The organism is Bacillus sp. TE9106W (genome assembly GCF_054062215.1).
On the sequence record NZ_JBSSFA010000002.1, the window covers coordinates 1 to 19,429 of the forward strand.

Sequence of the window (19,429 nt, forward strand, 5' to 3'; positions counted from 1 at the left end):
CACACCCGTTCCCATACCGAACACGGAAGTTAAGCTCTCTAGCGCCGATGGTAGTTGGGACCTTGTCCCTGTGAGAGTAGGACGTTGCCAGGCAAAATGGAGGATTAGCTCAGCTGGGAGAGCACCTGCCTTACAAGCAGGGGGTCGGCGGTTCGATCCCGTCATCCTCCACCATATATGTCGGAGGGGTAGCGAAGTGGCTAAACGCGGCGGACTGTAAATCCGCTCCTTCGGGTTCGGCAGTTCGAATCTGCCCCCCTCCACCATTCTTAATTAATGGGCTATAGCCAAGCGGTAAGGCAACGGACTTTGACTCCGTCATGCGCTGGTTCGAATCCAGCTAGCCCAGCCATTAAGAGCCATTAGCTCAGTTGGTAGAGCATCTGACTTTTAATCAGAGGGTCGAAGGTTCGAGTCCTTCATGGCTCACCATTTTAACAAAATATGCGGGTGTGGCGGAATTGGCAGACGCACTAGACTTAGGATCTAGCGCCTTTGGCGTGGGGGTTCGACTCCCTTCACCCGCACTTTTAATAAAATAACTCATACATGTCTTGCGGAAGTAGTTCAGTGGTAGAATACAACCTTGCCAAGGTTGGGGTCGCGGGTTCGAATCCCGTCTTCCGCTCCAATTTTCAATATGACATGCCGGGGTGGCGGAACAGGCAGACGCACAGGACTTAAAATCCTGCGGTGGGTGACCACCGTGCGGGTTCGACCCCCGCCCTCGGCACCATATGCGCCCGTAGCTCAATTGGATAGAGCGTTTGACTACGGATCAAGAGGTTAGGGGTTCGACTCCTCTCGGGCGCGCTTACTCTCGGGAAGTGGCTCAGCTTGGTAGAGCACCTGGTTTGGGACCAGGGGGTCGCAGGTTCAAATCCTGTCTTCCCGATATTCCCAAAAAACATGGGGCCTTAGCTCAGCTGGGAGAGCGCCTGCCTTGCACGCAGGAGGTCAGCGGTTCGATCCCGCTAGGCTCCACTTTATTTATTATATGTCTCGGAGGTATACCCAAGTTCGGCTGAAGGGATCGGTCTTGAAAACCGACAGGCGGTGAGAATCGCGCGGGGGTTCGAATCCCTCTACCTCCTCCATTTTCTTTTTAAGTGGTTTAGACATAAATAATAAAATATTTCTTTTTTCCTTCATGGAGGTATACCCAAGTTCGGCTGAAGGGATCGGTCTTGAAAACCGACAGGCGGCGAGAGTCGCGCGGGGGTTCGAATCCCTCTACCTCCTCCATTTTTTTAATTTTATATTGTCGCGGGGTGGAGCAGCACGGTAGCTCGTCGGGCTCATAACCCGAAGGTCGCAGGTTCAAATCCTGTCCCCGCAACCAAAATGGTCCCGTGGTGTAGTGGTTAACATGCCTGCCTGTCACGCAGGAGATCGCCGGTTCGACCCCGGTCGGGACCGCCATTTATGTTGGCTCGGTAGCTCAGTCGGTAGAGCAGAGGACTGAAAATCCTCGTGTCGGCGGTTCGATTCCGTCCCGAGCCACCATTTTTTTATGCCGGCTTAGCTCAATTGGTAGAGCAACTGACTTGTAATCAGTAGGTTGGGGGTTCAAGTCCTCTAGCCGGCATCCTTTAGGGGCATAGTTTAAAGGTAGAACTGAGGTCTCCAAAACCTCCAGTGTGGGTTCGATTCCTACTGCCCCTGTTCTAAAGTATATGGGCCTATAGCTCAGCTGGTTAGAGCGCACGCCTGATAAGCGTGAGGTCGATGGTTCGAGTCCATTTAGGCCCACCATATATTATTCCGCAGTAGCTCAGTGGTAGAGCTATCGGCTGTTAACCGATCGGTCGTAGGTTCGAGTCCTACCTGCGGAGCCATGGCCCGTTGGTCAAGTGGTTAAGACACCGCCCTTTCACGGCGGTAACACGGGTTCGAATCCCGTACGGGTCATAAAAAAAGAGTCAGCAATGTGCTGACTCTTTTTTATTGTGCGTGAATCCTCCTTTATCAACTGATTTTCTTGAAATAAATAAAGGGATTTAGGAAAAGCTATGGTATGTATAAAAAGGAGGAGACAAAATGACACGAGTGAGAGACGTTATGAGTACTCATATTGTACAGTGTACACCGCTAGATAATGTATATGAGGCTGCTGTAAAGATGAAAGAAGAATCAATTGGATTGATTCCGGTTGTTGAAAATGAGCAAGTTGTTGGGCTTGTTACGGACCGAGACTTAGTTGTTCGAGGAATTGCTGAGAAACATCCTGGATCTAATAAAATTACAAATGTAATGACAACAAACATTATTTCAGTTTCTCCAGACGATTCTATTGAAAAAGCTACAGAGTTAATGGCCCAGCATCAAATTAGACGATTACCAGTCGTTGAGAGTGATCAACTTGTTGGGATGTTAGCGCTAGGTGATTTAGCTATAAGAGAATCAGCAGATGATCAAGCTGGATTTGCTTTAAGTGAAATCTCGGAGCATACGGAATAAAGCAAGACTTTAATTAGTGGGATAAGTTACGTATAAAAATCAGATGCATTATACTAGTATATAGAATTAAGCTAATATGTTAGCATGATGTATCTGAGACATTATATAATAAGTATACAGTTAGTAATTTCGACAGTTTATTTAAATTTGTCATTCCTAATTTTAAATAAGAGAAAAAATGATATACTGATAGATATAAGTATTATGTTAGATTTCGAATATAACAATATTTATTATTAATGATGTAATAATGGATTAATATCTCCTATGTAGACAAAAGGGAAGGGGAATTATATGAAGGCTGTACAGCGCGATCCAAATTGGAATTTGGTTACAGATACATATATAGAGCCAAATAATTTCGCTGAATTATTTTCTTTGCTTGTACCTTGTCACCCAAAAGGTGAAGGGAAAGAACGAACTATATTAGTGTGGAAAGAAAAAGAATTTTATAAAGAAGAAAATTTAGCGGCATTTATCGTATATGGAATGAATAAAGCAAAGAATTTACCGCAGTTTCATAAAGATGAAATTCCAACTTTAGTACGTATTCTTCGCTTATGCCAAGAGATTGGTTGGTATGAAGAAGCAAATACTTTTATGGTAAATCAAGGACTAGCTGAGTTTGTTCACACTTCATTGGAATATGAAACGTGGGATCTTTTGACGCAGGCGGTTGCTTTAAACTATTTAATTATTAAATATCGTATTGGTGAATTAACTGATGGGGATGTAGAAATTTGGGATAGAGTTAAATTTAATGAGAAATGTATAACAGACTGTAAGCATTTATTATCCCATAAAGAAGTATTAGAATTTACATTCTTTTATATGTGTAAGAGAGCTAAGTCACTATCAAAAGAGCAATTAAATAGTGACATGATGAGTCTAGCGATGTATTGTAACACTTTTGTGTATGACTTATATACATATGATTTATTACGGAAGTATCGTAAGTGTACAGATTTTCTATCATATTATGGACCTAGTCAAGCGGTGTTAGCTTGCCAAAGAGCTGTACTTTCTCAAATTTCAGATCGATTAGACCCACTCAAGACTACTCATGTAGATGATTATTTATATGTAATGAAAGATATGATGGAGCATATGACGATAGGAATAATGGATCGATATGATCATTTTATCGGAAAGTTATTATCATATGTGCCATTTTTCGAAATGATCCAAGTTCCACAACATGCATATTATTGTGAAGAATTATTGTATATTTGTAAGGGCATTGCATATAAAGAAGAAATATTACGCAATTATTTATTTATACAATTACATGATTGTTTACCATCATTCTTTAAACTATTTCTTAAAAATAAGCGTTATGCAACGATTCATGATATTCTATTTTATTGGTGCGATGATGAACAGAGAATGAGCTTAGAGAGAAAATATAATCTTAGCTTTATTTATGAAAAATATGCTTGTGGGTAAAGAGCATTTTCTATATAAATAAAAAAGGATCTCACATAAACGTGAGATCCTTTTTTTGTTAGTAAAGCAAGGAGAATGTGATTAAGACGAGAAATAACATTCCATAAAGGAGAGATTGTGCCGTATAGCTTCCTTGTATACCAAAAAAAGTATTTATTTTTTTATATAAATTCAATATATATTTTAGCGGATTATCTTTGAAAGATTGGTACACAGTGTCTCCTCTTTCTAAGCTTCTTGTTCGTGTTTTTTGTTATTAGGGACATGAATGTACCTAGCTATGAATAATAAAATAGCCATAAAGAATACGGGAAATACGGTAGTTAAATAAAAACCATTACTAATAATATTTGTTATTAGCGCACTTAATAGAAAGATTGCATTATAAATATGGGCAATTTTTTGTTTTAGTTGAACTTGAAAGGCTTCCATCATAATTTCTAAAGCAACAAAAGCAATGATAATAGATAAAAATAAAGTATTTGTATTGTAAATGATTAAACAACAGATTAAGCCTAAAAAGGCTAAGTATTCAATTAAGAGAGGTATATTGCGTGGCATACAATTTACCTAACTAAATATGGCAGTGGGTTTACTGCATTTGTCTTTTCAAAATTCCATTCTCCATTGTGCAATTCAAAATGAAGATGTTGCCCGTATGAATGACCTGTGTTTCCCATATGACCTACTAATTGTCCAGCTTGTACTTGATCACCAGCTTGTACAGTGCGATCTTTCATGTGAGCATAGACTGTTGTATATAATTTCCCGTTTATTTGATGGGCGATGAACACAACATTGCCATAGCTAGCTGAATAATATGATTTCACGACTTTACCTGCAGCCGCTGCCTGGATAGAGACATTACCCTGAGCTGCGATATCTATACCATAATGCATTTGTTCCCAGCGCATATCAAAGGTTGAGCTAATTCTTCCTTGAGTAGGGAATTTGAAAACTGCTGGAATGGAAGTAGGTTGAGCTGTTTGAGTTTGTGATTGCGTTTGATTTTGCACCACATAATGCTTTGCCACATATCCGTATCCTGTGCCAAAACGAATTTTATACCAAGTTCCTACAGTTTCCACTACTTGTAATTGTGTACCATTTTGTAATGAACCAAGTAGTGCGCTACTTGTACTAGCGTTGCTACGTACGTTAAGTTTAGGTGTTGCAACTGTGTATTTCGTATTATTTTGAACTGTGATGCCTTTTACTAAAGGCTGTGAATCATTGGATACGAATGCTTTTTGTACGTAACCTGCTTTGCCATTATGTAAAATTTTATACCACTCGCCTTGTTCTTCTTGAATGGTAACGAATTTCCCATTTGGTAATACATCTAAAATTGAAGATTCTAAATTAGGTTCAGAACGAACGTTTAATGCATTGGCATTGACGATATATTGATTATTAGATTGAAGTTTGTTTTTTAGTAGAATAGAATCTTTTTGTACGTAACCTACTTTATTATTAACAGATACTTTATACCAGCCATTAGTTGTTTCAAGTATATTCACTTTCGTATTAAAGCGAATTGTATCAATTGATGAGCTATTTGCGTTATCTTTTGTATGTAAGGCTACTTGATCGACTTTGACATATCCAGTTTTCACATTAGATAATTGTTCAGCGTTGGCTGTTTGTACATTTGTTTCTCCCATAGAAGGAAGTAAAGAAGCAATTGCGACAGTAGTTGCTGTTAAAGCAGTAGCTTTCATATTCATATAATAGAGACCTCCTCTAGTTGTATAGTTGTAATTTTATTATAGTATAAAGATATAATATAGTGGGTGTATTCACATAAATGTAATATGAAATCAATATAAAAATAAATTTTTTGAGGATAATGATTCCTTTTTATCCAATTTATTAGGATAATAATTTCTAAGATAGAATATAAGTATTATATGGCTTAGTGATTTTGTTGACAATTGAGAAAATTAAAACAGTTGATGATGTCTTATTACGGTGTTATACTGACAGTGATAATTTTATAGTTTGCTAGGAGAGCTGGTGTTGCCAGCTGAGAGTAAGACCTTAAGTCTTTGATCCTTTTTATTACCTGATCTAGATTATGCTAGCGTAGGGAAGCAATTCGGACACTAATAATGAGTCCCCGTTTCTTTGCGTATAGAAACGGGGCTTTTTTATTTGAAAATTTCATATTGAAACCACTAGGGGTGCTTGTTGTGCTGAGAGAGGAATAATCCTTAACCCTTATAACACCTGATCTAGGTAATACTAGCGAAGGGAAGTGGAACAACGAATAAATTATAATTTTATTTGCTGTAACCACTTCTTATATAAAGAAGTGGTTTTTTATTTATACACACATATCGGAAGGGGATAGAGAAATGAAATTTTGCGATAGATTATTAGAAACTGTACAACCAGTTTGGGAGATGAGTCATAATCATCCGTTTGTAGTAGGTATGGGGGATGGTACGTTAGAAAAAGATAAGTTTCAGTATTATATTATTCAAGATTATTTATACTTGTTAGATTATGCAAAGCTATATGCTATTGGCGTTGTAAAGGCAACGAATCCACAAGTAATGGGGAAATTTGCTGAACAAATTGATGGAATATTAAATGGAGAAATGACAATCCATAAACAGTATGCAAAAAGACTTGGAATTTCTATAGAGGAGATAGAGTCTGCAAAGCCATCTGCTAAAAATTTAGCTTATACAAATTACATGATGTCTGTATCTCAAAATGGCACACTTGCAGAATTAATAGCAGCACTTCTTCCGTGTATGTGGAGCTACTGGGAAATTGGAAAGCGTTTAAATGATATTCCTGGAGCAAGGGATCATGAATTTTTTGGTGAGTGGATTCAAGGATATAGTTCTGAAGAGTACGGCAACCTCTGTATTTGGTTAATCGATTTATTAAATGAAATGGCAGTTGGAAAGTCTGAAAAAGAGCTAGACCGATTAGAGGAGATTTTCCTATATTCCAGTCGATTTGAATATTTATTCTGGGATATGTCCTATCGTAAGGAGATGTGGGGATTTGAGGAGCAAGAACATACTACAGTTTCATAATGTTTCTTTTCATTATGATGAGAAGCCAATCATCAATGAATTAAATGCTTCTATACAAGATAAAGAGTTTGTAAGTATTATCGGACCGAGTGGTTGCGGAAAAAGTACTTTATTTCGTCTTATTACAGGTTTGGAAGAAGCAAGTACGGGACAGATAGAGCTGACAGAAACAAAGAGACACCCTGTAGGGTATATGCCCCAAAAAGATATGCTCTTGCCGTGGAGAACGATTATTGAGAATGCTGCCTTGCCGCTAGAGTGCCAAGGTGTACAGAAGAAAGAAGCACAAATAAAGGCAAAGGAACTGTTACAGAAATTTGGTTTACAAGGGTATGAGACAAAATATCCGAAAGATTTATCTGGTGGTATGAGACAACGCGTATCTTTTATTCGAACTTTATTAACAGGCGGAGAGATATTGCTCTTAGATGAACCGTTTAGCGCGTTGGATGCTTTAACGAAGGCATCTTTGCAGGAATGGCTGTTTGAACAATGGAAAGAGTGGGAAAAAACAATTTTATTTATCACTCATGATGTGGAAGAAGCATTGTTTCTTTCTAATCGAATTTTCGTTGTAGAAAATCAACCGATAACTACTTTAACCGAGAGGATTGTACCGCTTGATCGTAATCGGACAAGAAAAGATTTATATAAGCCTGAAGTGTTAGCGCTTAAAGATGAGCTACTTAGTATGTTACAAAGGCAGGTACTTGTATAATGAGCCGTTTGAAAGAATTAATTCCTGCCCTTACGCTTTCTAGTATTTTACTTACTATATGGGAAGTAGGAGCAAGAATTGTAGATGAAATGTACATTTTACCGTCACCATCTGCAATTGTAATGAAAATATGGAAACTAAAAGATATATTATTTACGGTTCATTTGCCGGCAACATTATATGTCGTTTTGATAGGTGTTGTTATTTCTGTTGTATTAGGTGTAGGGCTAGCGATGTTAATGAATGCGAGTTTATGGATGGAGAGAGCATTTTATCCATTATTAGTTGCTTCACAAACGATTCCTATTACAGCGCTCGCTCCGCTTTTCGTTTTATGGTTTGGATATACGATTTGGAGTAAGGTCGTTGTTACAGTTTTAATTACGTTTTTCCCAATTGCGGTCAATACGTATGACGGGCTACGCAGTACGAAAAAAGAATGGGAAGAGCTTTTAGTTACGTACGGGGCAACGAAAAAAGGTGTTTTTCTTAAATTAAAATTGCCGTCTGCTCTTCCTTATTTTTTCTCAGCTTTAAAAATTGCAGTTCCGCTTAGTGTAATTGGGGCAGCAATTGGTGAATGGCTCGGAGCGCAAGCGGGGCTAGGATATTTCAGTAAGAGAATGATGACACAGTTAGACGGAGCAGGTGTATTTGCACCCATTGTATTGTTATCATTATTAGCTATTTTCTTCGTCATCCTTATTTCGGTATTAGAAAAGAAATTCATTAGTTGGAGGAAGCATTCATGAAATTTTTAAAACGCATCTTTGTGTTTACATTATTAGTTGCAATGATTGCTGGATGTTCTAGTAATTCAGCATCAGATAAGAGTAAAAAAGAAAAAGAAAAAGAAATAACGGTCATGCTGGATTGGTACCCAAATGCGGTACATAGCTTTATTTATGCAGCAATTGAAAAAGGTTACTTTAAAGAAGAAGGAGTAAAGGTGAATATTAAATTCCCTTCCAATCCGACTGATCCATTAACGTTAGCAGCTGCAGGAAAAGTAACGGTTGGCTTATATTATCAGCCAGATGTTGTTATGGCAAAAGCAAACGAACAAATTCCGGTGAAATCAATTGGAGCTGTCGTACGTTCCCCATTAAATCATGTTGTATCGCTGAAGTCTGCAGGCATTCAATCGCCAAAAGATTTAGAGGGGAAAACAGTTGGATACTCTGGAACACCTTTAAGTGAGATGTATTTAAAAACGATGGTAAAAGAAGCTGGGGGTAATCCAGATACAGTGAAAGTAGTCGATGTTGGCTTTGATTTAGTACCGGCATTAATTACGAAAAAAGTGGATGCGGTAACAGGGGCATACATTAACCATGAAGTACCTGTTATGCGTCATGAAGGTCATGAACCAGCATACTTTAATCCAGCAGATTATGGTGTACCGAATTATCATGAGCTTGTATTTGTAACGGGTGATAAAACGTTGAAAAAAGATAAAGAAGCGTTGCAAGTTTTCTTGCGTGGAACGAAAAAAGGTTATGATTTCATGAAGAAAAATCCAGATGAAGCATTAAATATTTTATTAAATCATCAAGAAAAAGAAAACTTCCCACTTGTACCGGAAGTTGAAAAAGAAAGTATGAAGATTTTATTAGAGAAGATGGAAACGAAAGATGAGCCATTCTTATCAGATTCAAAAGAGTCATGGGAGAAACAAAATAAATGGCTGAAAGACAAAGGAATGACGAAAGAAATCGTTCCAGCCGATGAGCTATTCGAAAATATTTTAAAGTAGGCGAATGAATATGAAAAATGAGCTTCATGTAATCTCAAATGGTCACATGTCATTCGAAGAGTTAGTGAGTGTAGCGATGCAAATCGAGAACGAGATTGATTATTTGCATATTCGTGAGCGTGAGAAAAGTACGAAGGAATTGTATGAAGGGGTGGAAAGCCTTTTGAAAAAAGGCTTTCCAGCATCAAAGCTTGTTATCAATGATCGAATTGATATTGCTATTTTATTAAATATCCCGCGTATACAGCTAGGGTACCGAAGCACAGATGTAAGGTCAGTGAAAGAAAAGTTTTCTTATTTGCATGTCGGTTATTCTGTACATTCTGTAGAAGAGGCGATAGAGGCTTTTAAGAACGGGGCTGATTCGCTCGTTTATGGTCATGTATTCCCGACAGAATGTAAAAAAGGTGTGCCAGCGAGAGGGCTTGAAGAAATTTCGGACATTGCAAGGAGCTTATCGATACCAATTATAGCTATTGGAGGGATTACTCCTGAAAATACAAAGGATATTTTGGCAAGTGAAGTAAGTGGAATTGCTGTTATGTCTGGAATTGTAAGTAGTAGTAACCCATATAGCAAAGCGAAGTCTTATAAGGAATCAATAAGAAAGTGGGCGGAAAAACATGTGTAAGAAGTATGATGTAGCGATTATTGGCGGAGGTGTAATTGGTAGTTCAGTTGCACATTTTCTAGCAGAAAGAGGACATAAAGTAGCGATTGTAGAGAAGCAACAGATTGCATCTGAAGCCTCGAAAGCAGCTGCTGGTCTACTTGGTGTTCAGGCAGAATGGGATGCATATGATCCACTATTTGATCTTGCTAGAGAAAGCCGTGCTATATTTCCACAACTTGCAGCAGTTTTACGTGAAAAAACAGGTATCGATATTGGGTATGAAGAGAAAGGTATTTACCGCATTGCTCAAAATGAAGCGGAGAGAGAAAGAATTCTTCATATTATGGATTGGCAGCAGAAAACAGGTGAAGATTCTTACTTTCTAACAGGAGATCGTTTACGAGAGCAAGAGCCGTATCTATCTGAGTCAATTATAGGTGCTGTATATTATCCAAAAGATGGCCATGTTATTGCGCCAGAGCTTACGAAAGCATTCGCGCATTCTGCGGCAATTTCCGGTGCAGATATATATGAGCAAACAGAAGTGTTTGATATTCGTATTGAAAATAAGAAAGTGATTGGGATTGTTACAAGTGAAGGTATGATCGCGTGCGAGAAAGTTGTTATTGCCGGTGGTTCATGGAGCAAGAAGTTACTAGGTTATTTTCACCGCGAATGGGGTACATATCCAGTTAAAGGAGAAGTAGTAGCAGTAAAAAGTAGAAAACAACTTTTAAAAGCACCTATTTTCCAAGAAAGATTTTACATTGCTCCAAAACGCGGCGGACGTTACGTAATTGGAGCAACGATGAAGCCACATACGTTCAATAAAACTGTGCAACCAGAAAGTATTACTTCTATATTAGAGCGTGCTTATACAATATTACCGGCTTTAAAAGAAGCAGAATGGGAAAGTACGTGGGCAGGGCTAAGACCACAATCGAATCATGAAGCTCCTTATATGGGAGAGCATGAAGAAATAAAAGGTTTATATGCTTGCACGGGCCATTATCGAAACGGTATTTTATTAAGTCCTGTTTCTGGTCAATATATGGCTGATTTAATAGAAGGAAAGCAAGAGAATCACTTGCTAGATTCATTGCTTTCTAAAACGGTTTAGAAAGGGGATGGAAGTTTGAATTTGAAAATTAATGGTAATCAAATTGAAGTGCCAGAGAGTGTAAAAACAGTAGCCGAGCTACTTACACATTTAGAGTTAGATAACAGAATTGTTGTAGTAGAGCGTAATAAAGATATTTTACAAAAAGATGATCATACAGATACATCTGTTTTTGATGGAGACCAAATTGAGATTGTAACTTTCGTAGGAGGCGGTTGATTATGTTAAACATTGGACCATTTTCATTTCATTCTAGACTTTTATTAGGAACAGGAAAATTCCCTGATTTTGATGTACAGCAAAAGGCAATTGATGTATCTGAGGCTGAGGTTTTAACCTTCGCAGTACGTCGTATGGATATATTTGATGCAAAGCAGCCTAATTTATTAGAAAAACTTGATGTGAAAAAATATAAGTTATTACCGAATACAGCTGGAGCAAAAAATGCTGAAGAAGCTGTTCGTATTGCAAAATTAGCAAAAGCTTCAGGGCTTTGTGACATGATTAAAGTTGAAGTTATTGGTGATGATAGAACGTTATTACCTGATCCGGTAGAAACGTTAAAGGCATCTGAAATGTTACTAGAAGAAGGATTTATCGTACTTCCGTACACATCCGATGATGTTGTATTAGCACGTAAATTACAAGAACTTGGCGTGCATGCGATTATGCCAGGAGCATCACCAATCGGTTCAGGGCTTGGTATTGTAAATCCATTAAATTTAAGTTTTATTATTGAACAAGCGACAGTACCAGTTATCGTTGACGCTGGTATCGGTAGCCCAGCTGATGCGGCATTCGCAATGGAATTAGGAGCGGATGGTGTGTTATTAAATACGGCTGTGTCAGGAGCAAAAGATCCTATTAAGATGGCACAAGCAATGAAATTAAGTATTGAGGCAGGACGTTTAGGCTTTGAAGCAGGTCGTATTGCACGTAAACGTTGTGCAACAGCAAGTAGTCCTTTAGAAGGAATGAGCGTAGTTGAATAATCGATATTCTCGCCAAGAATTATTTTCTCCGATTGGGGAGGAAGGCCAGCAAAAGATAAGAGAAAAGCATGTACTCATTATCGGCGCAGGCGCACTAGGTAGTGCAAATGCAGAAATGTTTGTAAGAGCAGGTGTTGGCACAGTAACAATTGTTGATCGTGATTATGTCGATTGGAGTAATTTACAAAGGCAGCAATTGTATGCAGAGAGTGATGTGGAAAATAATCTTCCGAAGGCTGTAGCAGCAAAGAAGCGTCTAGAAGAGATTAATAGTGAAGTAAGAGTAAAAGCGCTCGTTCAAGATGTAACAGCTGAGGAATTAGAAGAGCTTGTTACAAACGTTAATGTAATGATTGATGCAACTGATAATTTCGAAACGCGTTTCATTGTGAATGATATAGCACAAAAATATTCTATTCCATGGATTTACGGAGCATGTGTAGGGAGTTACGGCCTTTCTTACACAATCCTTCCTAGTAAAACGCCATGTTTATCTTGTTTATTACAATCGATTCCGCTTGGCGGAGCGACATGTGATACAGCGGGGATTATATCACCTGCTGTATCTCTCGTCGTTTCTCATCAAGTAACGGAAGCTCTTAAACTGTTAGTGGAAGATTACGAATCACTTCGAGATGGACTTGTATCGTTTGATGTATGGAAGAATGAATATTCATGTATGAATGTGCAAAAGCTTCGTAAACATAATTGTCCTTCGTGCGGAGAGAATGCATTATATCCTTATTTAAACAAAGAAAATACATCGAAAACAGCAGTTTTATGCGGGAGAAATACAGTTCAAATTAGACCACCTTATAAAGAGGAAATGGATTTTGAACGATACAAAGAGCTGCTGAATGATCGTGTAAATGATTTAAATGTAAATCCATATTTATTATCATTTTCTGTGGAAGAAAAGAGATTAGTTGCTTTTAAAGATGGTCGCGTACTTGTACATGGAACGAAAGATATAAGTGAAGCAAAAACAGTTTATCATCGTTATTTTGGATAGAAAAGGATGAGTGGGATGAAAGTAAATAAAGCTTTAACAATTGCAGGATCTGATAGCGGTGGCGGTGCCGGCATTCAAGCAGATTTAAAAACATTCCAAGAGCTTGGCGTGTATGGAATGACGGCTATTACGGCAATTACTGCTCAAAATACGCTTGGCGTTCAAGGGGTATATCCAGTTTCGTTAGAAGGTATTACGGAACAGTTGAATTCAATTGGTACGGATTTAACACCAGATGCTGTAAAAATAGGTATGTTATTTAGCAGCGAAATTATTCAAATTGTAGCAGAATATATTAATAAATTTGGCTGGAATAATATTGTACTAGACCCTGTTATGATTGCTAAGGGCGGTGCATCATTATTACAAGAAGAAGCAGTACAAGCATTAAAAGAATATTTATTACCAGTAGCAACTGTTATCACACCGAATGTTCCAGAAGCAGAAGTGTTAACGGGGCTGGAAATTCATAACATTGAAGATAGTAAAGAAGCTGCAAAAGTACTGCATGAATTAGGTGCGAAATATGTACTTATGAAGGGCGGACATGCAGAATATCAAGGTAATGAAGTAATTGATTTACTCTTTGATGGAGAAGAGTTTATTGAATTTAGAAGTGAGCGAATTCCTTCAAAGCAAACACACGGAAGCGGCTGTACATTTGCTTCAGCAGTTACAGCAGGGCTTGCGAAAGGCTACTCGATGGAAGAGGCAGTTCAAGAGGCAAAACGATTTATTAGTATAGCAATTGAAGAGCCGTTGCATATTGGAAGTGGTCATGGACCGACGAATCATTTTGCATACAAAATGAATAAAGCACAAGTGTAAAGAAAAGAAAGTCAGTTTATAACTGGCTTTTTTTCTGTTTACTTTTTCCAAATACAGGAGTAATATATCAGCCAGAATATATTTTTTGTAATACGCTGAGTCCAATTATATGGAGCGGAGGAACCAATTTGTGCAGTGTCACTCGGGGTGAATCTTTCAATTTTGAAAGTAGGGCTACTCTCAAAGCCCGAATCCGACAGCTAACTTCGTAAGCGTCTTGAGAGAGGACGGTGCCATGATGGATACATCACTTCATCGATCTGATTAGTATAGGGGAATATCAATCTACGTTTGAGTTCTTTTATGCTAAGGAGGATGAGGTACATGGAACTAACACTTATTTGTGTTGGAGAAGAAAGCAAGGTAAATAGTTTAATAGATTTAGTAGCATATCAACATGAGTTAATTATTTTCACAGCAAATGAAGAGATAGCGGCCGAAGTGAGGAATTGTGGATTTGATTGGACGTATAGTTGTAGTAAGGAGCAAGATTTTACTAGTATTTGTGAGTGTATTAAGAAGGTAATTTTACTAGGGGATGAGCTTCCAATCGTTAGCTTCTTCACAGAACACATTCGCTTTTCTTTTCAAGCACCTATTACTGTTGTTACAAGGAATAAACGATATCCAGCGAGGCTCTATGAAACAATTGGAGCTGCATTTGTCGTGTTTACGAATTGTGATAATATATCTTTTTTATTTTTTGAATAGGGTGGGTGAAAAGAAGATGAAGGTGTTGTTACTAGGAGATATAGCGAATCGTTGGGCGGTATCGGTAGAGCGAGTTCAAGAATTGGTGATGCTCGACCCCATTTTTCCAAATCCCTATATCATACTGCCATCAAAAGACGCTTTATATTTAAAAACAGATGTTATCGAATATGAGCAACTACATGCAGAATTGTCACAAGTTTATATTCGCGGGAGAAATTTACGTACTTTTTTACGAGGAGAATAAATAGTGAAAAAAAAGAGCGAATGTTAAGTGCAACAAGCGATGCACTTCATGTCATTCGCTCTTTTTATTTCGTATTTAAAAGATCATTTCTATGAAAAATCAAGAAAAGACGAGAAAATAGATGGAATAATATTAATAATACTTAATGTAAGCGTTTAAATGGATGGATATTTTCTTATTTTCAGTAATTTAGCTCTTTACAAGTGAAATATAGAGGAGTATATTTACTCTCATAAATCATTCATAAAATTTCCAAAAAACCTAAAATCGCTGAGTTCCAGAAATGGAGCGGGGGAACCAATTTTGTGCATCGTCACTTGGGGTGAATCTTTCAGTTTTGAAAGTAGGGCTACTCTTTAGGCCCGAATCCGACAGCTAACCTCGTAAGCGTTTAGAGAGGAGGTTTACTTTTTGTTGTTCATTTTTTGAACACTGAGTAGAGCTCAGTGTTCTTTTTTAATATTTTAATGGTAAATTTTAACAATTAGAAATGAGGGATAGCTATGTTAGATGTTGTAATGATCGGGATTTTTGTTGTGTTAGTTGCATCAATGGTAAGTCTTGCAAGTTGGTCAGATAAAGTTGTGAAAGAAGGGAAGCAATCATGATGATTGCTTTATCGGTTATTGTTGCAGCAATTACAGTGTACTTAGTTTATGCATTATTAAATCCGGAAAAGTTTTAATTAGGAGGAGTCATTCATTATGATCTGGGTTGCAGTCGTTATTACAATGTTATTGTTTATTCTTGTGGCAAAGCCAACGGGAATTTATTTAGAGAAAGCTTTTCAAGGTAGTAAAAAGCTAGATAAAGTATTCGGGCCTTTTGAAAAACTTATTTTTAAAATTACAGGTGTAAAAGAATACAATCAAACGTGGAAACAGTACGCATTATCATTAGTTTTATTAAACGGATTTATGATTGTTGTCGTATATTTCATTTTCAGACTACAAGGAGTATTGCCATTAAATCCAGCACACATCGAAGGAATGGAGCCTACGCTCGCTTTTAATACAGCAATTAGTTTTATGGCTGATACAAACTTACAGCATTATAGCGGTGAAAATGGTTTATCTTATTTATCACAATTAATCGGAATTACATTCTTAATGTTTGCAGCACCGGCAACGACGTTAGCACTTGTAATGGCGTTTATAAGGGGACTTGCTGGAAAAGAACTTGGTAATTTTTTCGTTGATTTTACGAGAGCATTAACGAGAGTGTTTCTTCCTATCGCATTTATGGCGGCACTATTCTTTGTAGCACTTGGTGTACCACAAACGTTAGACGGGGCAGTTACGGCGCAAACCATTGATGGCGCGAAGCAAAGTATTTTACGCGGACCAGTTGCATCATTCGTTGCCATTAAGGAACTTGGAAATAACGGCGGTGGATTTTTCGGAGCTAATTCTACACATCCTTTTGAAAATCCAGGGCAAATGAGTAATATTTTGCAAATGATGCTTATGATGTTATTGCCAACAGCACTTCCATTTACGTACGGACGAATGGTAGGAAATAAAAAACAAGGTCGTATCCTTTTCGTTTCACTATTCATGGTGTTTTTACTAGGGTTTATAACGATTACGACATCCGAACTAAACGGGAATCCGGCATTAAATGCAATGGGTATTGAACATGTACAAGGAAGTACAGAAGGAAAAGAAGTAAGGTTCGGAACTGTCTTTTCTTCACTATACGCAACAGTAACGACAGCTGCTGAAACCGGAGCCGTGAATACGATGCATGATACGTTAACACCAATTGGCGGTCTAGTCCCGCTCGTAAATATGATGTTAAATACAGTATACGGCGGCGTTGGAGCAGGCTTTGTGAACATTATTATGTATGCGATTATCGCAGTCTTTATATCTGGATTAATGGTCGGACGGACACCAGAGTTTTTAGGTAAGAAAATTGAAGGTAAGGAAATGAAATTAATTGCGGTAACGATACTATTTCATCCATTGCTCATTTTAGGATTTTCGGCATTAGCTCTTTCAACAAGTTTAGGGACGGATGCTATTTCTCATTCCGGTTTCCACGGTTTAACGCAAGTTGTATATGAATATACATCGTCAGCTGCGAATAACGGATCTGGATTTGAAGGATTAGGAGATAATACACCGTTTTGGAATATTACGACTGGTTTAGTTATGTTTTTAGGACGCTACTTCAGTTTAATTACGATGCTAGCTGTGGCAGCTTCGCTAAAAGAGAAAACGGTTGTACCAGAAACAGTTGGAACGTTCCGGACAGATAATGGTTTATTTGGAGGCATCTTTATTGGGACGATTGTAATTGTTGGTGCGTTAACATTCTTCCCAATGTTAGTATTAGGCCCAATTGCAGAATTTCTTACATTGAAGTAATGGAGGGTAAATGATGAGACCGGTAGTAGTAAAAGAAAAACAAATACATGTTGTAGAAGATGAGGTTAGACAAGCGAAAACGATGGATCGTGATATCGTGAAACATGCGATGAAACAATCCTTTGCGAAATTGAATCCGAAAGTTATGATAAAGAATCCGATTATGTTCGTTGTAGAAATTGGGTTTGTCATTACGTTCATTTTATCGTTTCTTCCAAGTCGTTCTAGTAGTGTACCAGGATGGTTTAATATAACAGTTTCTCTCATTCTATTATTTACAGTTTTATTTGCGAACTTTGCAGAAGCGTTAGCGGAAGGTCGTGGTAAAGCGCAAGCTGATTCTTTAAAGCAGTCGAAGAAAGATGTGTTTGCAAATGTTGTAAAAGAAAATGGAGAAATCGTTCAAGTTTCAGCAACTGACCTTAGAAAAGATGACGTTGTTATTGTAAAGCAAGGTGAGATGATTCCAAGTGATGGTGAAGTCATTAAAGGATTAGCGTCTGTTGATGAATCTGCGATTACAGGGGAATCAGCACCTGTAATAAAAGAAGCGGGCGGTGATTTTTGTTCCGTAACAGGCGGTACGATGGTTGTAAGTGATGAGATTACGATTGTCATTACGAGTAATCCTGGTGAATCCTTTATTGATAAAATGATTTCGTTAGTAGAAGGAGCTGCTCGTCAAAAAACACCGAATGAGATTGCTTTAAATACAGTATTAACGAGCTTAACTCTTATTTTCTTAATCGTTGTTGTGACGCTGCCGATTTTTACGAATTATTTAGGATTTCAAATTGATACAGCTGTACTTGTCGCGTTGTTAGTTTGTTTAATTCCAACGACAATTGGTGGGTTATTATCGGCAATTGGTATTGCCGGGATGGACCGCGTGACAAAGTTTAATGTGTTAGCGATGTCGGGTAAAGCAGTGGAAGCTGCGGGTGATATTAATACAATTATTTTAGATAAAACGGGTACGATTACTTTCGGGAACCGAATGGCTCATACATTATTACCTGTAGGAAATGAAACGATTGAGCAAGTTGGAAAGTGGGCTGCTATTAGTTCTGTTTTAGATGAAACACCAGAAGGTCGATCTGTAATTGAGTATGTGCAGGCGAAATCTATATCATATAATAGAGAACTTGCGGAACAAGGCGAGTTCATTCCATTTAAAGCAGAAACGAGAATGAGTGGTGTTGATTTACAGGACGGAACGAAAGTGAGAAAAGGTGCTGTAGGTAGCGTGATTGAATGGGTTAGGTCACAAGGCGGAACAATTCCGAAAGATGTAAATCAAAAAGCAGATTTCATTTCAAAAGAGGGCGGAACACCACTTGTAGTTGCAGTAGATAATCGTATTTACGGTTTAATCTATTTAAAAGATACAGTAAAACCTGGTATGCGTGAACGTTTTGAACAGTTGCGTCAAATGGGGATTAAAACGGTTATGTGTACAGGGGATAACCCTTTAACAGCAGCAACGATTGCAAAAGAAGCTGGAGTAGATGAATTCGTTGCTGAGTGTAAACCAGAAGATAAAATTGCGGTTATTAAAGCAGAGCAAGATAAAGGGAAACTTGTAGCGATGACAGGTGATGGTACAAATGATGCGCCGGCATTAGCGCAAGCTGACGTTGGATTAGCAATGAATAGTGGTACGACAGCTGCGAAAGAAGCAGCAAATATGATTGATTTAGATTCGAACCCAACGAAGATTATTGAGGTAGTAGGAATCGGTAAGCAATTATTAATGACACGCGGTGCGTTAACGACGTTTAGTATTGCGAATGATATCGCAAAATATTTCGCTATCATTCCAGCGATGTTTACACTTGCGATTCCGCAAATGGAAGCATTGAACATTATGAAACTAACATCACCACTGTCAGCGATTTTATCAGCATTACTATTTAATGCAGTTATTATTCCGTTACTCATTCCGTTAGCGATGAAAGGTATCGCATATAAACCGATGAGTTCGAATGCATTACTTGGCCGAAACCTACTTATTTATGGGCTTGGCGGAGTGATTGTACCGTTCATTGGAATTAAAGTAATTGATATGATTGTCGGCTTGTTTATATAAGGAAGAGGGGAA

The 19,429-nt window shown here is 38.0% G+C and carries 20 protein-coding genes, 20 tRNA genes, 1 rRNA gene and 4 riboswitches; of the genes, 39 read left to right on the plus strand and 2 right to left on the minus strand.

Features of this window, described 5'->3' with window-relative positions; all coding sequences use genetic code 11:
* The 23 genes from rrf to ACVWY7_RS03525 all read left to right on the plus strand — a co-directional run.
* Window positions 1–93 (plus strand): 5S ribosomal RNA (rrf, locus tag ACVWY7_RS03415); the annotation flags it as partial.
* A gap of 5 nt (window positions 94–98) precedes the next feature.
* Window positions 99–174, plus strand: a tRNA-Val gene (locus tag ACVWY7_RS03420).
* An 8-nt stretch (window positions 175–182) separates the two neighbouring features.
* A tRNA-Tyr gene (locus tag ACVWY7_RS03425) sits at window positions 183–266 on the plus strand.
* Window positions 267–277: 11 nt separating this feature from the next.
* A tRNA-Gln gene (locus tag ACVWY7_RS03430) sits at window positions 278–352 on the plus strand.
* A 4-nt stretch (window positions 353–356) separates the two neighbouring features.
* Window positions 357–432 (plus strand) — tRNA-Lys (locus ACVWY7_RS03435).
* A 14-nt stretch (window positions 433–446) separates the two neighbouring features.
* Window positions 447–527 (plus strand) — tRNA-Leu (locus ACVWY7_RS03440).
* A 29-nt stretch (window positions 528–556) separates the two neighbouring features.
* Window positions 557–631, plus strand: a tRNA-Gly gene (locus ACVWY7_RS03445).
* A gap of 16 nt (window positions 632–647) precedes the next feature.
* A tRNA-Leu gene (locus tag ACVWY7_RS03450) sits at window positions 648–736 on the plus strand.
* Between the two features lie 3 nt (window positions 737–739).
* Window positions 740–813, plus strand: a tRNA-Arg gene (locus ACVWY7_RS03455).
* An 8-nt stretch (window positions 814–821) separates the two neighbouring features.
* Window positions 822–895 (plus strand) — tRNA-Pro (locus tag ACVWY7_RS03460).
* A gap of 16 nt (window positions 896–911) precedes the next feature.
* A tRNA-Ala gene (locus ACVWY7_RS03465) sits at window positions 912–984 on the plus strand.
* A 20-nt stretch (window positions 985–1,004) separates the two neighbouring features.
* Window positions 1,005–1,097, plus strand: a tRNA-Ser gene (locus ACVWY7_RS03470).
* A gap of 55 nt (window positions 1,098–1,152) precedes the next feature.
* A tRNA-Ser gene (locus ACVWY7_RS03475) sits at window positions 1,153–1,245 on the plus strand.
* 20 nt (window positions 1,246–1,265) lie between these two features.
* Window positions 1,266–1,342, plus strand: a tRNA-Met gene (locus ACVWY7_RS03480).
* A 4-nt stretch (window positions 1,343–1,346) separates the two neighbouring features.
* Window positions 1,347–1,422 (plus strand) — tRNA-Asp (locus ACVWY7_RS03485).
* A gap of 8 nt (window positions 1,423–1,430) precedes the next feature.
* Window positions 1,431–1,506, plus strand: a tRNA-Phe gene (locus tag ACVWY7_RS03490).
* 9 nt (window positions 1,507–1,515) lie between these two features.
* A tRNA-Thr gene (locus ACVWY7_RS03495) sits at window positions 1,516–1,588 on the plus strand.
* Window positions 1,589–1,594: 6 nt separating this feature from the next.
* Window positions 1,595–1,665, plus strand: a tRNA-Trp gene (locus ACVWY7_RS03500).
* Window positions 1,666–1,678: 13 nt separating this feature from the next.
* Window positions 1,679–1,755: transfer RNA gene (locus tag ACVWY7_RS03505), tRNA-Ile, on the plus strand.
* 8 nt (window positions 1,756–1,763) lie between these two features.
* Window positions 1,764–1,838, plus strand: a tRNA-Asn gene (locus ACVWY7_RS03510).
* 1 nt (window position 1,839) lies between these two features.
* Window positions 1,840–1,911, plus strand: a tRNA-Glu gene (locus tag ACVWY7_RS03515).
* Window positions 1,912–2,040: 129 nt separating this feature from the next.
* Complete coding sequence (locus ACVWY7_RS03520) at window positions 2,041–2,460, plus strand: CBS domain-containing protein (protein ID WP_000199022.1); 420 nt, start codon at window positions 2,041–2,043, stop codon at window positions 2,458–2,460.
* A 294-nt stretch (window positions 2,461–2,754) separates the two neighbouring features.
* Window positions 2,755–3,906 carry a DUF3965 domain-containing protein gene (locus ACVWY7_RS03525; RefSeq protein ID WP_000648923.1) on the plus strand — a complete coding sequence of 384 codons (1,152 nt, stop codon included), beginning with the start codon at window positions 2,755–2,757 and terminating at the stop codon, window positions 3,904–3,906.
* A gap of 228 nt (window positions 3,907–4,134) precedes the next feature.
* Here the strand turns inward: ACVWY7_RS03525 and ACVWY7_RS03530 are convergent, their stop codons facing one another.
* Together ACVWY7_RS03530 and ACVWY7_RS03535 are read right to left on the minus strand one after the other, a co-directional pair.
* Entirely contained in the window at window positions 4,135–4,467 is a 333-nt protein-coding gene (locus ACVWY7_RS03530; RefSeq protein ID WP_001137826.1) for a hypothetical protein, read from the minus strand.
* Window positions 4,468–4,472: 5 nt separating this feature from the next.
* Window positions 4,473–5,633, minus strand: a complete 1,161-nt coding sequence (locus ACVWY7_RS03535) for an SH3 domain-containing protein (protein WP_001056057.1) — start codon at window positions 5,631–5,633, stop codon at window positions 4,473–4,475.
* 269 nt (window positions 5,634–5,902) lie between these two features.
* Window positions 5,903–6,015, plus strand: a riboswitch (TPP riboswitch).
* A gap of 60 nt (window positions 6,016–6,075) precedes the next feature.
* Window positions 6,076–6,179, plus strand: a riboswitch (TPP riboswitch).
* Window positions 6,180–6,263: 84 nt separating this feature from the next.
* Between ACVWY7_RS03535 and tenA the strand changes: the two genes are divergently transcribed.
* The 16 genes from tenA (at window position 6,264) to kdpB (ending at window position 19,417) form a co-directional block, all read left to right on the plus strand.
* Complete coding sequence (gene tenA / locus ACVWY7_RS03540) at window positions 6,264–6,959, plus strand: thiaminase II (RefSeq protein WP_000666826.1); 696 nt, start codon at window positions 6,264–6,266, stop codon at window positions 6,957–6,959.
* Window positions 6,928–7,677 (plus strand): ABC transporter ATP-binding protein, encoded by a 750-nt coding sequence (locus ACVWY7_RS03545; protein WP_073526360.1) that lies wholly within the window; start codon window positions 6,928–6,930, stop codon window positions 7,675–7,677. The genes tenA and ACVWY7_RS03545 overlap by 32 nt, the downstream gene beginning before the upstream one ends.
* Window positions 7,677–8,429 carry an ABC transporter permease gene (locus ACVWY7_RS03550; protein ID WP_212114557.1) on the plus strand — a complete coding sequence of 251 codons (753 nt, stop codon included), beginning with the start codon at window positions 7,677–7,679 and terminating at the stop codon, window positions 8,427–8,429. The genes ACVWY7_RS03545 and ACVWY7_RS03550 overlap by 1 nt, the downstream gene beginning before the upstream one ends.
* Window positions 8,426–9,433 (plus strand): ABC transporter substrate-binding protein, encoded by a 1,008-nt coding sequence (locus ACVWY7_RS03555; protein WP_073526364.1) that lies wholly within the window; start codon window positions 8,426–8,428, stop codon window positions 9,431–9,433. The genes ACVWY7_RS03550 and ACVWY7_RS03555 overlap by 4 nt, the downstream gene beginning before the upstream one ends.
* A 10-nt stretch (window positions 9,434–9,443) precedes the next feature.
* A complete protein-coding gene (gene tenI, locus ACVWY7_RS03560) occupies window positions 9,444–10,064 on the plus strand; it encodes a thiazole tautomerase TenI (protein ID WP_212114559.1) in 621 nt (206 codons plus the stop codon).
* Entirely contained in the window at window positions 10,057–11,166 is a 1,110-nt protein-coding gene (thiO, locus tag ACVWY7_RS03565; protein ID WP_212114561.1) for a glycine oxidase ThiO, read from the plus strand. Before tenI ends, thiO begins: the two co-directional genes overlap by 8 nt.
* 15 nt (window positions 11,167–11,181) lie before the next feature.
* A complete protein-coding gene (gene thiS, locus ACVWY7_RS03570) occupies window positions 11,182–11,385 on the plus strand; it encodes a sulfur carrier protein ThiS (protein WP_001049505.1) in 204 nt (67 codons plus the stop codon).
* A 2-nt stretch (window positions 11,386–11,387) separates the two neighbouring features.
* The gene (gene thiG, locus ACVWY7_RS03575; protein WP_000931990.1) at window positions 11,388–12,158 is read left to right on the plus strand and encodes a thiazole synthase; all 771 of its coding nucleotides are present in this window, start codon (window positions 11,388–11,390) and stop codon (window positions 12,156–12,158) included.
* Window positions 12,151–13,170 carry a thiazole biosynthesis adenylyltransferase ThiF gene (thiF, locus tag ACVWY7_RS03580; RefSeq protein WP_001065438.1) on the plus strand — a complete coding sequence of 340 codons (1,020 nt, stop codon included), beginning with the start codon at window positions 12,151–12,153 and terminating at the stop codon, window positions 13,168–13,170. The genes thiG and thiF overlap by 8 nt, the downstream gene beginning before the upstream one ends.
* 6 nt (window positions 13,171–13,176) lie before the next feature.
* Complete coding sequence (gene thiD, locus ACVWY7_RS03585) at window positions 13,177–13,998, plus strand: bifunctional hydroxymethylpyrimidine kinase/phosphomethylpyrimidine kinase (RefSeq protein WP_011732513.1); 822 nt, start codon at window positions 13,177–13,179, stop codon at window positions 13,996–13,998.
* A gap of 83 nt (window positions 13,999–14,081) precedes the next feature.
* Window positions 14,082–14,229: riboswitch (cyclic di-AMP (ydaO/yuaA leader) on the plus strand.
* A 93-nt stretch (window positions 14,230–14,322) separates the two neighbouring features.
* The gene (locus ACVWY7_RS03590) at window positions 14,323–14,709 is read left to right on the plus strand and encodes a hypothetical protein (RefSeq protein WP_000424076.1); all 387 of its coding nucleotides are present in this window, start codon (window positions 14,323–14,325) and stop codon (window positions 14,707–14,709) included.
* 16 nt (window positions 14,710–14,725) lie between these two features.
* Window positions 14,726–14,956, plus strand: a complete 231-nt coding sequence (locus ACVWY7_RS03595; RefSeq protein WP_033682530.1) for a hypothetical protein — start codon at window positions 14,726–14,728, stop codon at window positions 14,954–14,956.
* A gap of 258 nt (window positions 14,957–15,214) precedes the next feature.
* Window positions 15,215–15,360, plus strand: a riboswitch (cyclic di-AMP (ydaO/yuaA leader).
* Window positions 15,361–15,459: 99 nt separating this feature from the next.
* A complete protein-coding gene (locus ACVWY7_RS03600) occupies window positions 15,460–15,564 on the plus strand; it encodes a SipW-dependent-type signal peptide-containing protein (RefSeq protein WP_000887892.1) in 105 nt (34 codons plus the stop codon).
* Window positions 15,561–15,641 (plus strand): K(+)-transporting ATPase subunit F, encoded by an 81-nt coding sequence (kdpF, locus tag ACVWY7_RS03605; RefSeq protein ID WP_000972378.1) that lies wholly within the window; start codon window positions 15,561–15,563, stop codon window positions 15,639–15,641. Before ACVWY7_RS03600 ends, kdpF begins: the two co-directional genes overlap by 4 nt.
* A gap of 19 nt (window positions 15,642–15,660) precedes the next feature.
* Complete coding sequence (kdpA, locus tag ACVWY7_RS03610) at window positions 15,661–17,328, plus strand: potassium-transporting ATPase subunit KdpA (protein ID WP_000638351.1); 1,668 nt, start codon at window positions 15,661–15,663, stop codon at window positions 17,326–17,328.
* A gap of 13 nt (window positions 17,329–17,341) precedes the next feature.
* Window positions 17,342–19,417, plus strand: coding sequence for a potassium-transporting ATPase subunit KdpB (gene kdpB, locus ACVWY7_RS03615; protein ID WP_001247979.1), 2,076 nt, complete (start codon window positions 17,342–17,344; stop codon window positions 19,415–19,417).
* Window positions 19,418–19,429: the final 12 nt, after the last annotated feature.

What these genes read in the sequence shown, in the direction of transcription:
- ACVWY7_RS03535 (WP_001056057.1), bottom strand. Translation starts at nt 5,633, where the DNA reads ATGAATATGAAAGCTACTGCTTTAACAGCAACTACTGTCGCAATTGCT.
- ACVWY7_RS03525 (WP_000648923.1), top strand. Translation starts at nt 2,755, where the DNA reads ATGAAGGCTGTACAGCGCGATCCAAATTGGAATTTGGTTACAGATACA.
- ACVWY7_RS03595 (WP_033682530.1), top strand. Translation starts at nt 14,726, where the DNA reads ATGAAGGTGTTGTTACTAGGAGATATAGCGAATCGTTGGGCGGTATCG.
- kdpA (WP_000638351.1), top strand. Translation starts at nt 15,661, where the DNA reads ATGATCTGGGTTGCAGTCGTTATTACAATGTTATTGTTTATTCTTGTG.
- tenA (WP_000666826.1), top strand. Translation starts at nt 6,264, where the DNA reads ATGAAATTTTGCGATAGATTATTAGAAACTGTACAACCAGTTTGGGAG.
- ACVWY7_RS03550 (WP_212114557.1), top strand. Translation starts at nt 7,677, where the DNA reads ATGAGCCGTTTGAAAGAATTAATTCCTGCCCTTACGCTTTCTAGTATT.
- kdpF (WP_000972378.1), top strand. Translation starts at nt 15,561, where the DNA reads ATGATGATTGCTTTATCGGTTATTGTTGCAGCAATTACAGTGTACTTA.
- ACVWY7_RS03590 (WP_000424076.1), top strand. Translation starts at nt 14,323, where the DNA reads ATGGAACTAACACTTATTTGTGTTGGAGAAGAAAGCAAGGTAAATAGT.
- ACVWY7_RS03555 (WP_073526364.1), top strand. Translation starts at nt 8,426, where the DNA reads ATGAAATTTTTAAAACGCATCTTTGTGTTTACATTATTAGTTGCAATG.
- ACVWY7_RS03600 (WP_000887892.1), top strand. Translation starts at nt 15,460, where the DNA reads ATGTTAGATGTTGTAATGATCGGGATTTTTGTTGTGTTAGTTGCATCA.
- ACVWY7_RS03520 (WP_000199022.1), top strand. Translation starts at nt 2,041, where the DNA reads ATGACACGAGTGAGAGACGTTATGAGTACTCATATTGTACAGTGTACA.
- tenI (WP_212114559.1), top strand. Translation starts at nt 9,444, where the DNA reads ATGAAAAATGAGCTTCATGTAATCTCAAATGGTCACATGTCATTCGAA.
- thiO (WP_212114561.1), top strand. Translation starts at nt 10,057, where the DNA reads ATGTGTAAGAAGTATGATGTAGCGATTATTGGCGGAGGTGTAATTGGT.
- ACVWY7_RS03530 (WP_001137826.1), bottom strand. Translation starts at nt 4,467, where the DNA reads ATGCCACGCAATATACCTCTCTTAATTGAATACTTAGCCTTTTTAGGC.
- kdpB (WP_001247979.1), top strand. Translation starts at nt 17,342, where the DNA reads ATGAGACCGGTAGTAGTAAAAGAAAAACAAATACATGTTGTAGAAGAT.
- thiG (WP_000931990.1), top strand. Translation starts at nt 11,388, where the DNA reads ATGTTAAACATTGGACCATTTTCATTTCATTCTAGACTTTTATTAGGA.
- thiD (WP_011732513.1), top strand. Translation starts at nt 13,177, where the DNA reads ATGAGTGGGATGAAAGTAAATAAAGCTTTAACAATTGCAGGATCTGAT.